Origin of the sequence: Armatimonas sp. (assembly GCF_031410135.1) — a bacterium.
In the GTDB taxonomy this organism is placed as follows: Bacteria; Armatimonadota; Armatimonadia; order Armatimonadales; family Armatimonadaceae; genus Armatimonas.
The window spans coordinates 1-9,426 of record NZ_JANNYP010000463.1 but is presented as its reverse complement, the minus strand read 5'-3'; the positions used below and the strand labels follow the sequence as shown (position 1 = coordinate 9,426).

The window sequence follows — 9,426 nt, the reverse complement described above, 5'->3', positions numbered from 1 at the left end:
GTGCCGGGCTGGGGAACAAATTCGGGAGCCCGGCACGGGCTTTGCGGCGCGTAGTGCCATTGTTGATGCCCAATTCCATTGGGCAGAATTATTTAACAAACGCTTAATAACGCATGTCTTCCGGGGCGGGTCTCAACCATTGAAAGAGAATGAAACGAAAAAACGAAAAGAGGAACTGAAAAACATGCGAAACAACAACAATCACTACCAACAAAATCCACTCTGGCAGCAGCTGGCGGCACTGCCGCTGGAAGAGGGATTTAGCAAGCGCCTCGCTCGTGAAAACGAGTGGGGCGTTTTGTTTACGGAGCAAGTGATCGGGGAGTACCGGCGCTTTCTCTATCTTACCCAGGTTGCGGGGCACGCCGTGACGCCCTCGAAAGCGGTGGACGAAGCCTGGCACCTGCACTTGCTCTATACCCGCTCCTACTGGGAGGCACTCTGTGGGGATATTCTGAGCAAGCCACTCCACCACGAGCCGGGCACAGGCAAGCCGAAGGACGAGGTGCACTTTGCAGGACAATATGCCAAGACGCAGGAGAGCTACCAGCGCATCTTTGGCGAGGAGCCACCGAGCTGTGTCTGGGGCACGAAGAAGCCGCAAAAGGCGGTGAGTCTGGGACGCAAGCGGGCACTGGGCTGGCTGGCGACGGGGCTAGGAAGTGTGGCTCTGGCGGGAGCGAGTGGTAACCCGGCGGCGGGCATCCTGATCCTCGCGCTGATCTTCGGGGTGATCATTCTGGTGGTGATTCTCAGCGCGAGCGATAAGCGCCGCAATACACGCAGAGGCACTCACGGGGATAGTGGGGGGAGCTGTGGAGGGCTCTTTATCGCGTCTAGCTGCAGTAGTAGCGACAGCGGGGACTCTGGTGGCGGCGACTCCGGTGGAGGGGGAGATGCAGGAGGAGGCGACGGGGGCGGCTCCTCCTGTGGTAGCTCCTGTGGCGGTGGTGGCGGCGGCGACTGAGAGCACTGCTCTAGCGCCGCTTCGGGAACGCTTTATTCGGGTACGGCGGTACTTTGGGCTTCGGAATGGGGTTCTTCTCTAGCTCCCTCAGTAAGTGCTGGATCGCCGCATCGAGCTGCGTATCTTTGCCGTCGTAGGTGGCGCGGGGGAGGTTATCCACAACAATATCGGGCTCGACGCCGTGGCCCTCGATGAGCCAGTTGCCCTCCGGGCCGAAGACGCCAAACTCTGCCGCCGTGGCGATTCCTCTATCTACCAGCGTGTTGGAAGATGTCAGCCAGACCTCGCCGCCCCAGGTGCGGGTTCCGATGACTTTGCCCAGCCCTAGGCGCTTGAACCCCTCCGCAAACGCTTCGCCATCGGAGGCCGTGCTCTCGTCGCACAGCACCACGATCTTGCCACGGAAGGCGTACTGCATGTTCCAGTAGGGGGCACCAACCGGGGCTTTCCAGAACATCCAGGCCTTGCGCATGAGTTTCTCTAAGATCCAGCTATCAATGTTTCCACCGTTGTTGTGGCGCACATCAATGATTAAGCCATCACGGTTGAAGACCGGATAGAACTCCCGCTGCCACTGTGCGATATCGCCCGAGCCCATCGCACGCAGGTGGACATAGCCTAGCTTGCCTGGCGCGGCCTTCTCCACCATCTGACGGCGAGAAAGCTCCCAGTCGCTGTAGCGCAGGTCCCACTCCGCGCCGCCCGAGATCGCGGTGACGATCACATCGCGGGCTTTGCTGGCGTCGCCGCCGGGATAGAGCTTAAGGCGCACTTGCTTATTCGTCTGAGCACGCAAGAGCTGCGCAGGATCGTCCACGGAGAGCGTCGGGACGCCGTTGAGCTGGGCAATCACATCGCCCTCGCTGGCCTCGACACCCGGCTTGAGGAGCGGCCCCAGTTTCTCAGGCATGTCGGGGTCGGTGCGCCAGAGGCGGGTGATGCGCCAGCCGCCCTTTGCCTCATCGCGCTCCCACTCCGCGCCCAAAGTTCCTACCCCGATACTATCCGTACCAGCCCGCTGATCGCCGCCCGAGACAAACGTGTGCAAGACCGAGAGCTCGCCTGTGAGCTGCGCCAGCACGTCAGAGAGATCGGCGCGGCAGGCGATTCGTGCGGCCAGGGGGCGGTACTTCTCGCGCAGGGCTTTCCAGTCGACACTGTGCATCTTGGGGTCGTAGAAGTAGTCGCGGTGCAGCCGCCACGCCTCCTCGTACATCTGCTTCCACTCCTCTTTAGGGTCGAGCGAGAAGCTCCAGCGGTCGAGCAGCGAGACGCGGCTCTTGGCCGGGTCGGGGCCACCTGTCGCATCAAATACCGAGATCATCTCGCCTTGCTGGATCAGGATTTTCTTGCCATCGGTGCTCAGCTCATAGCCGCTCACGTTGGTGGCGACAGGCTCCAGCTTGATATCCTCGCTACGGATCGCAATCGCCGAGAGGCTCTCAGAGCTGAGCAGAAAGAGCTTCTTGCCGTCTGTTTTGAGGCTACTGTAGCTCCCTGCAGGCACGGGCACCAGGCTGAGGCGCTTGGCGATTCCCTCCATGACAATCTCAGGGAGCCCAGGATCAGCTTTCTTCTCCTCAGCTTTCTTTTCGTCGGGTTTCTTCTCTTCAGGCTTTTTCTCGGCCTCCAGCTCATCCGTGGGCAGAAACGGTGAGTGGTTGCCGGGCTGGAGGCTTAGTGCAAAGACCTGGGTTTGATTTTCAAAGAATGGCTCCGGCTGGCGCGGCCCCCACGGCGAGCCGACCTTGGAGTTGAATGAGCGGTCCGACAGAAAATACAGAAACTTGCCATCCGGCGAGAACGCAGGGTCGGCGCAGTCGTAGCGATCTGTGGTCAGTTCGGTGGTGGTGCCCGTCTTGGTGTCGTAGAGCCGCAGCTGGTTGAACTGGTTGGCGCAGGGGTAGCTAAAGGCTATATAGCGGCTATCGGCGGAGAACGCGACGCCGTTGATATTTCCGTCCTCGCTCGTGGCGATCACCTTGGTGGTCTTGGCCGTGGTGTCGGTGAGGTGCAGGCGGTAGAACTTATCGGTATGGGCGATCCACTTGCCGTCGGGCGAGGGCGTGGTGTCCCAGCGCAGGACTTCCCCGTCTTTGGTGAGCTGCTCACGCGGGGCACTGACCTCACCCGTGGGTGGCAGCTTCCAGAGCTCAACCTCACCGGACTCATCCGAGAGCGCGACAAGGCCCTTGCCATCGGGCAGAAAGCGTGCCTCGCGGTAGCGCACACCGGGCTTGCGAGTCGCCTCGACAATGCGCCCGGTCTTGCTGGTGGGAACCACATAGACCTGGCCGCGTGCCGTGAGTACTACTTTATCGCCGCTGGGGGAGAGATGCGCTGCCGTTACCCAGCCCATTGGCTTGGTGATCCAGCGCTCGCGCAGCTGGTCAAAGTCCGAGCTGAGCTGAATCGAGAGTTTGGTTGAAGTGCCCGCGGTGGCATCGGCAACCAACAAGTCCGCGCCGTGCTGGTAGATCAGCTTCCCCGTAGTGGCATCCAGCTGCGGGTTCTGCACATCGAAGCCCGTCTCATGTGTCACTTGCTTGACGTTCTTCCCGTTGGCGTCCATGCTCCAGACATTCATCACACCATCGCGGTCTGAGAGAAAGTAGACTCTCTCTTTCCAGACCATCGGGCTGCGGCTTGTGCCCTTGAAGTCTGCTGTGAGAGAGACAGCCTCCGCGGCACCCGGCGCGAGCTTCCAGAGGTTCTGCGCCGTGCCGCCCTGGTAGCGCTTGGTCTGGCTGCCCTGGAAGTCAAAGCGCGTGAAGTAGAGGTTGCCCGCGTCGTCGTAGACCCCATCGCTGGCCTGCGCGAGTGGGATGCGTGTGCGCTGCTTGGTCTTGGGATCGAGAGCGACAAGCTGCACGCCCGGAAGTGTCGCGTGCTTGCCCGTGGCGCAGAGGATTTTCCCGTCTTTTGTCCAGCCCGCCACGGTTCCCCCCGCGCCAAAGGTCAGTCGCGTGGGCTCGCCGCCGGTGCTAGGCATGACATAGACCTCGTCAGGGCCTTCGTACGCCGCCGAGAACGCCACCCACTTTCCATCGGGCGAGAGGGCAGGGGTGCTCTCCTCGCTCGGGTGCGTCGTCAGCCGCGTCGCCAATCCGCCGCTGGTCGAGACGCGCCACAGATCGCCCTCTGCCGCAAAGACCGCCACTTCCCCACGTAGGCTCGGCGTGCGGAAGTACCCCCGTGTGGCAGGAGCTTGGAGAGGCTGCGTCAGCGCTAGAGTTGCCAATAAGAAGGGAGCTGGAATGATCATGCGGAAAATATACCTGAAGCTGTGAAAAAGAAAGAGAGTCTCAGTGGCTATGAACCGTCTTATCTTCCGCGATGCTCCGCTTCGACCCGCACTGGAGCTCTATTTCCGAACTGTCGGTATCACAAACTACATCATCGACAACAAAGCGTTGGGGCTCGTCACCGGGAGTGCCGCTGTGACGGCAGAGGCGTTTCCTAAGGCACTTTTTCCGAGTGTTACCTACAAGATCGAGAACGGAGTCTGGATTATCCCAGAGGTACAACCTGATGAGCGTTTTCGGGCACTTCTCCAAAACAAGTTTGACTGCCCGACGTTTTTTGGAGAGCCACGCCGTGTGGCGGGGATCGCGCTACGCTCGCAAAATGGCCCCTTGGCGATTGTTGAGCAAGGCTCGCCACCGCAGTCTATCGTTCGTGTCGTGGCCCGAGGCGACCACTTTGGCGAGGTGCAGGTTAGCGCGATTACGGAGCAGGGACTCGTTCTGGCCGAGCGCACGCAGCGCCTGGAGATTCCCCTTACCGGGCTTGTCCCACGAACCAGTGGGGCCGCTTCCGAAGTTGTCGGTATGGAGCGTGCCTTCTTCGCCGATGCGCCTATCACCTCGGTTCTGGAACTGATCCTGAAGTCCGGCGGGTCACGTGTCCAGTTTGAGAGAACTTTGGAGGGCTATATCTCCGGCGAGACCAGCACCTCGCTCATCTCTTTGGTCATGCGGTCGGCCACAGGGCCTTTAAGCTATCGCAAAGAAAACGGAGTCTGGCACGTTACGAAGCGCGGAAATATGCCACCGTCCCCGCCGCGCTTTGTCTCTTTGGAAGAAGTGCGTCAGGGACGCGTGCAGCTTCCCTTAGTCGCGGGTGCCCCCCGCCGCGTTGCGGGCGTGTTGCTCGGTGAGAAATCACTCGCCCTTCTGGAGACTAGCTCCACTTTAGGCTTACAGCGCGTCATCGTCTCCGAAGGAGACTCGCTAGACGGTTTTCGCGTTTCACAGATTGACCGCACTGGTATCGTCTTACAAAAAGGGGAGCGCCGCTTTCTGGTGCCTCTCGTACCGTTAAATCCGATTTTGTAGAAGTGCCCTGTGTTTTGCGAAAAAGCGCTAGAATGTGGGCATGAACCGACGAACTCTCCTGACTCTGGCGGGGCTGGCTGTGCTCGCCGAGGCTGCACAAGCACAGACGCCGCCCGTTGCGCCTCTGAAGCGGGATCTTTTTCTGGCGCAGGCTCCGGTGGAGAAGGCGCTGGAGCTGGTGATGAAGGGGTTTGGCGAGGGCAACTACCTGATTCCCAACTCCGTGTTCGGGCTGGTGACGGCCACCGTGAGCCAGGGGACGTTCGAGCAGACACTGACACAGCTCTGCCAGAGCAACCGGCCCGTGCTAGACTGGAAGCGCGAGGATGGCATTGTCGAGATCGCCCCGAAAGCCGACAGCAAGCTCCCGCCGCCCAATCTCGCCCTTCTCTACCAGCAAGCACGTCTCCCCATTGTCGCGGGGACTGCCTGCCGCATGTCGGGCTGTGTTCTCGGGGAGAAAGTCGCTTTTGCGATCCTGGAGCTAGGTGCTCCGCCCAACTCCGAGGTACGCGTCGTCGAACAGGGTAAGCCGGTGTCGGTGCGAGGGGAGCGCTATGTCGTGGCGAAGATCAGCCAAAAAGAGCTGGTGCTAGTCCGGGACAAGACACAGATGAAGATTCCCTTGGCACCGCTTGTCCCTAAACCAACACGCTAATTTAACGAGTCGAGGTGGAGCCGTGTCCGCAGCTCCTGAGGCCACTTGCTGGGTTGCAGGCCATGCTGGGCGAGGAGAGCCAGCGCGATGCGCTCCATGCCGAAAGCGACGCAGCTGGTGTGGGCACTGGCACCATCAGGGGTGCGGATATCAAAGAGCTTACCAAAGTGATCCTGGTGGTGGTTGACCGAAAGAAGCGCGGTGGGGCACGCGCCTGAGAGCATTGGCACCACAATATCGAGCGTCTCGTCCTGTGTCTGTTGCTCCGACTCTAGCCCAAGAGCGCTCAGAAATGCCTGTGCTTGGACGATCCAGCTCTCGCGGAAGCCTTGCGCCTGCGCTTCGGTGCCTGCATAGACAAACTCCCGCATCCGAAAAGCACGCATCTGCATGGGGTTGAGTGAGGCCGCACTCCGGTAGCACCAGCTCTCAATGTCAATCGTGCAGCCCGCTGTGGCGAGAGTGCCGGTGAGTGTGGGGTAGACATAGCAGCAGGCTGAGGGAGCCAGGGTCAGATCGCCTAGATTCGCCCCGGGCGTGGTGCGTGGGTGGGGGAAGGCCAGGGAGCTACTGTACTTCTCGACGGCAGTATGCGGCAGGATCGGGGGACACTCCCAGACATGGGTACTCTCGGTTCGGCCTAGCTGTGTGATACTACGCGCCAGCCCTTCCAGCACCTCGACAAAGCGTGCGCCACGTCCATAGATACCGGGGACGCTGGTCGGCAATAAAAGACGTGCCGCCATCAGACGGCTCAGGTAGATTTCTTCCGGCGTTGCGGAGGGTGAGAGAGGGACAGCACTCATAGCTCAGGTTCCTTTGCCTGAGACTATACGCACAATCTATACCAAAAGAGGAGGGGAAAGTACCGGGCTTTACAGCATCCACAAAAAATCGTCGAAAATCCCTTCGCGCACCAAGGGCTCGATCTCGCTCCAGAAGACAAATGTCTGCCGGTTCTGGCCGATCTGGCTACTGATCCGGTACGTGACAAGGAGCTCCCGAATCCGCCCATGGATCTGCTCCAGCACGATGGGATCACGCGCATCCGAGTGGCGGGGTGTTGCACGAGGACTCTCTTTGAGCATATCGTAGGTACGGAGTGCTGCTGTAGGGACTTTTAGCGCCATGTCTCTATTCTACGTCATAACGAGCCACTCGCTGTTGGGGCTTACTAGTTGCATTCTTTTTCAATATCCTGTATTGTACTGCACAAGTATTTGTGCAGTAAGTTTATGCCAACAACACAGAAACCAGGCAGTGGTCGCCGCTCCACGCTCCGTGATATCGCAACAGAAACAGGTGTCTCGGTTTCGACGGTCTCGGCGGTGCTGGCGGGCAAGGCGACACAGAGACGTATCTCGCCCGATGTTGTGGCGCGGGTTCAGCAAAGCGCCACGCAGAGTGGCTTTAGTCCGAATCGGCTAGTACGCTCTCTGCAAAAAGGCCGCACGGGGATTCTTGCCTTCTACAGCGCCTATCGCAACCGCTGGCGCGGCGATCTCTACATGGATCAGCTCAATAAAGCAGTCGAGCTTGCGGCAGGCACCAATTCCTACGACCTGCTCACCCTCACGCACCACGACCGGAGTGCCGAGGAGATTTATGCGCAGATCAACGGGGGCTGGGCGGATGGCCTGATTCTCTTTGGTGCCCGCGATGGTGATCCGCTCTTGCCGCTTTTAGAGCGCAGTCACTTGCCCGTGGTGCTCTTTCAGCGCACGTCGGAGAGCACGCTCCCCTGCGTGATGGCCGATCAGACCGACGGCCTGCGCCAGCTCGCGGAGGCTCTTGTCTCTCAGGGGCATCAGCGCATCGCCTTTCTGATCGGCAAGGGGCGGGTAGATACCGAGGGGCGCTTGGCCACTCTCCAGCAGCAACTGATCGCTGCCGGGCTTTCTTCCCAGAACCTGACGACACACACTCTAGAGCGCAGCAAGCTCGCCCTAGAGCTCCCCAAAGTTCTGGCGGGTCCTGAGTCACCGACGGCGCTGTTTTGCTGGAACGATCACTTCGGTTACGCCGTCCTAGAGGTATGTGATGCACTGGGCATCTCAGTGCCGGGGCAGCTCTCCGTGGTCGGGTTTGATGGCATTCACTGGCCGTCAACGTCGCGCCATATTCTCACTTCAGTTGCCGTTGACCTAGAAGCGGTCGCAAAGGCCGCCATTACCCTGCTCGACGAGCTGATCGTCGGCACCGTCTCGAACGAATCGAGACAAACGATTCCGGTGACACTCTTGCCGGGAACCACTCTGGGGCCGCCGTCGGCCCATTAAGGAAAGAACCATTCAATGAAATCATTTCGATCTGCCTTTACTCTTATTGAGCTCTTAGTCGTCATCGCCATTATCGCGATTCTCGCCGCCATTCTCTTCCCGGTCTTTGCCCAGGCACGCTCCAAGGCCCGCCAGATCGCCTGTGTCTCGAATATGAAGCAGATGGGCACCGCCATCATGATGTATGTCCAAGACTACGACGAGACCTACCCGATGTCGAACTACCGTCACACGGAAGCCGGAGTCACAGCGAACCGTGCCTGGCAGTTTCTCGTAGAGCCCTACGTTAAAGGTGGCTTCACCGATGTGAATGTGAATCGTACAGGAGTTAAAAGGAGCCTATTCTTCTGCCCAGAGTACGAGAAGTCCCTCGGGCCAAACTTCAATATCCCGATGAACTCCTACAACAGCAATTACTGGCTCATGGGCTCGTATGATGGCAACTTGGCTGTGGCTCAGCACCGTGCTCCTAGTGGGATGGCCGCCGTCGCCTCACCGGCACAAGTGGTGATGGTTGCGGAGAGCAGTGGCAACTGTGTCTGGACACCTGGCGTGGATGAAAACTCTCAGCTGATTGCGGGAGCGTTTCGTAGCTGTGCAATAACCTATATCTTTGCCCGTGGGCGCCACAACGAGGGCTCTACCTATGCCTTCGCCGATGGCCATGCCAAGTGGTTCAAGAGTCCCGTTCCAGGCTTCACGGGGGCTGCGACGCTCGCAGCGGCTGTCCCTGTTCTGAACCGTAATGGGATTGTCTACCGCAAGAGCACCAACGTTAGTGCGGCGGGCTGGTTCAACGAGGATATCTAAGTGATGAAGCCCAACATCATCTTCATTCTCTCCGACGATCTCGCTCAGGGTGATGTGGGCTGCTACGGTCAGAAGCTCATCCAGACCCCGAACTTAGATAAGATGGCCGCAGAGGGCACGCGTTTTACGCAAGCCTTCTGCGGTACCAGTGTCTGTGCGCCCTCGCGCACGAGCTTGATGACGGGGCTGCACATGGGCCATAGCCCGATTCGTGCCAACCGGGAGATCCAGCCCGAGGGCCAGATGCCCCTGCCTGCTGAGACGCCCACGATTGCCCAAGTACTGAAAAGCGCGGGCTATGCCACGGCGTGTATCGGTAAGTGGGGCATGGGGATGTTTGACACCACGGGAAGTCCGCTGAAGAAAGGCTTCGAC

At 59.6% G+C, this 9,426-nt stretch carries 9 protein-coding genes; 6 read left to right on the top strand and 3 right to left on the bottom strand.

Annotated features, from left to right (window positions below; translation table 11 throughout):
• Positions 1–184: 184 nt before the first annotated feature.
• Positions 185–967, top strand: a complete 783-nt coding sequence (locus RMO15_RS17210) for a hypothetical protein (protein ID WP_309714680.1) — start codon at positions 185–187, stop codon at positions 965–967.
• A 10-nt stretch (positions 968–977) separates the two neighbouring features.
• On the opposite strand, the gene RMO15_RS17205 is transcribed toward RMO15_RS17210, so the two are convergent.
• Positions 978–4,232, bottom strand: coding sequence for a S41 family peptidase (locus RMO15_RS17205; RefSeq protein WP_309714679.1), 3,255 nt, complete (start codon positions 4,230–4,232; stop codon positions 978–980).
• Between the two features lie 49 nt (positions 4,233–4,281).
• Here RMO15_RS17205 and RMO15_RS17200 point away from each other — a divergent pair, with 49 nt between their 5' ends.
• Positions 4,282–5,304, top strand: coding sequence for a hypothetical protein (locus RMO15_RS17200; protein ID WP_309714678.1), 1,023 nt, complete (start codon positions 4,282–4,284; stop codon positions 5,302–5,304).
• A gap of 40 nt (positions 5,305–5,344) precedes the next feature.
• The gene (locus tag RMO15_RS17195) at positions 5,345–5,962 is read left to right on the top strand and encodes a hypothetical protein (RefSeq protein WP_309714677.1); all 618 of its coding nucleotides are present in this window, start codon (positions 5,345–5,347) and stop codon (positions 5,960–5,962) included.
• Here the strand turns inward: RMO15_RS17195 and RMO15_RS17190 are convergent.
• Together RMO15_RS17190 and RMO15_RS17185 are read right to left on the bottom strand one after the other, a co-directional pair.
• On the bottom strand, positions 5,959–6,768 hold the full coding sequence (locus RMO15_RS17190) for a hypothetical protein (protein ID WP_309714676.1): 810 nt from the start codon (positions 6,766–6,768) through the stop codon (positions 5,959–5,961). The two genes, RMO15_RS17195 and RMO15_RS17190, sit on opposite strands and share 4 nt — an antisense overlap.
• A gap of 69 nt (positions 6,769–6,837) precedes the next feature.
• Positions 6,838–7,092: a hypothetical protein gene (locus tag RMO15_RS17185; protein ID WP_309714675.1), complete on the bottom strand. Its 255-nt coding sequence runs from the start codon at positions 7,090–7,092 to the stop codon at positions 6,838–6,840.
• A 105-nt stretch (positions 7,093–7,197) separates the two neighbouring features.
• Between RMO15_RS17185 and RMO15_RS17180 the strand changes: the two genes are divergently transcribed.
• From RMO15_RS17180 to RMO15_RS17170, 3 genes are all read left to right on the top strand, one after another.
• Positions 7,198–8,241, top strand: a complete 1,044-nt coding sequence (locus RMO15_RS17180) for a LacI family DNA-binding transcriptional regulator (protein ID WP_309714674.1) — start codon at positions 7,198–7,200, stop codon at positions 8,239–8,241.
• Between the two features lie 15 nt (positions 8,242–8,256).
• Positions 8,257–9,051, top strand: coding sequence for a DUF1559 domain-containing protein (locus RMO15_RS17175; RefSeq protein WP_309714673.1), 795 nt, complete (start codon positions 8,257–8,259; stop codon positions 9,049–9,051).
• 3 nt (positions 9,052–9,054) lie between these two features.
• Positions 9,055–9,426: sulfatase-like hydrolase/transferase (locus RMO15_RS17170; protein WP_309714672.1), on the top strand; the 372-nt coding region annotated here is incomplete at its 3' end.

What these genes read in the sequence shown, in the direction of transcription:
- RMO15_RS17205 (WP_309714679.1), bottom strand. Translation starts at nt 4,232, where the DNA reads ATGATCATTCCAGCTCCCTTCTTATTGGCAACTCTAGCGCTGACGCAG.
- RMO15_RS17210 (WP_309714680.1), top strand. Translation starts at nt 185, where the DNA reads ATGCGAAACAACAACAATCACTACCAACAAAATCCACTCTGGCAGCAG.
- RMO15_RS17175 (WP_309714673.1), top strand. Translation starts at nt 8,257, where the DNA reads ATGAAATCATTTCGATCTGCCTTTACTCTTATTGAGCTCTTAGTCGTC.
- RMO15_RS17200 (WP_309714678.1), top strand. Translation starts at nt 4,282, where the DNA reads ATGAACCGTCTTATCTTCCGCGATGCTCCGCTTCGACCCGCACTGGAG.
- RMO15_RS17180 (WP_309714674.1), top strand. Translation starts at nt 7,198, where the DNA reads ATGCCAACAACACAGAAACCAGGCAGTGGTCGCCGCTCCACGCTCCGT.
- RMO15_RS17185 (WP_309714675.1), bottom strand. Translation starts at nt 7,092, where the DNA reads ATGGCGCTAAAAGTCCCTACAGCAGCACTCCGTACCTACGATATGCTC.
- RMO15_RS17195 (WP_309714677.1), top strand. Translation starts at nt 5,345, where the DNA reads ATGAACCGACGAACTCTCCTGACTCTGGCGGGGCTGGCTGTGCTCGCC.
- RMO15_RS17190 (WP_309714676.1), bottom strand. Translation starts at nt 6,768, where the DNA reads ATGAGTGCTGTCCCTCTCTCACCCTCCGCAACGCCGGAAGAAATCTAC.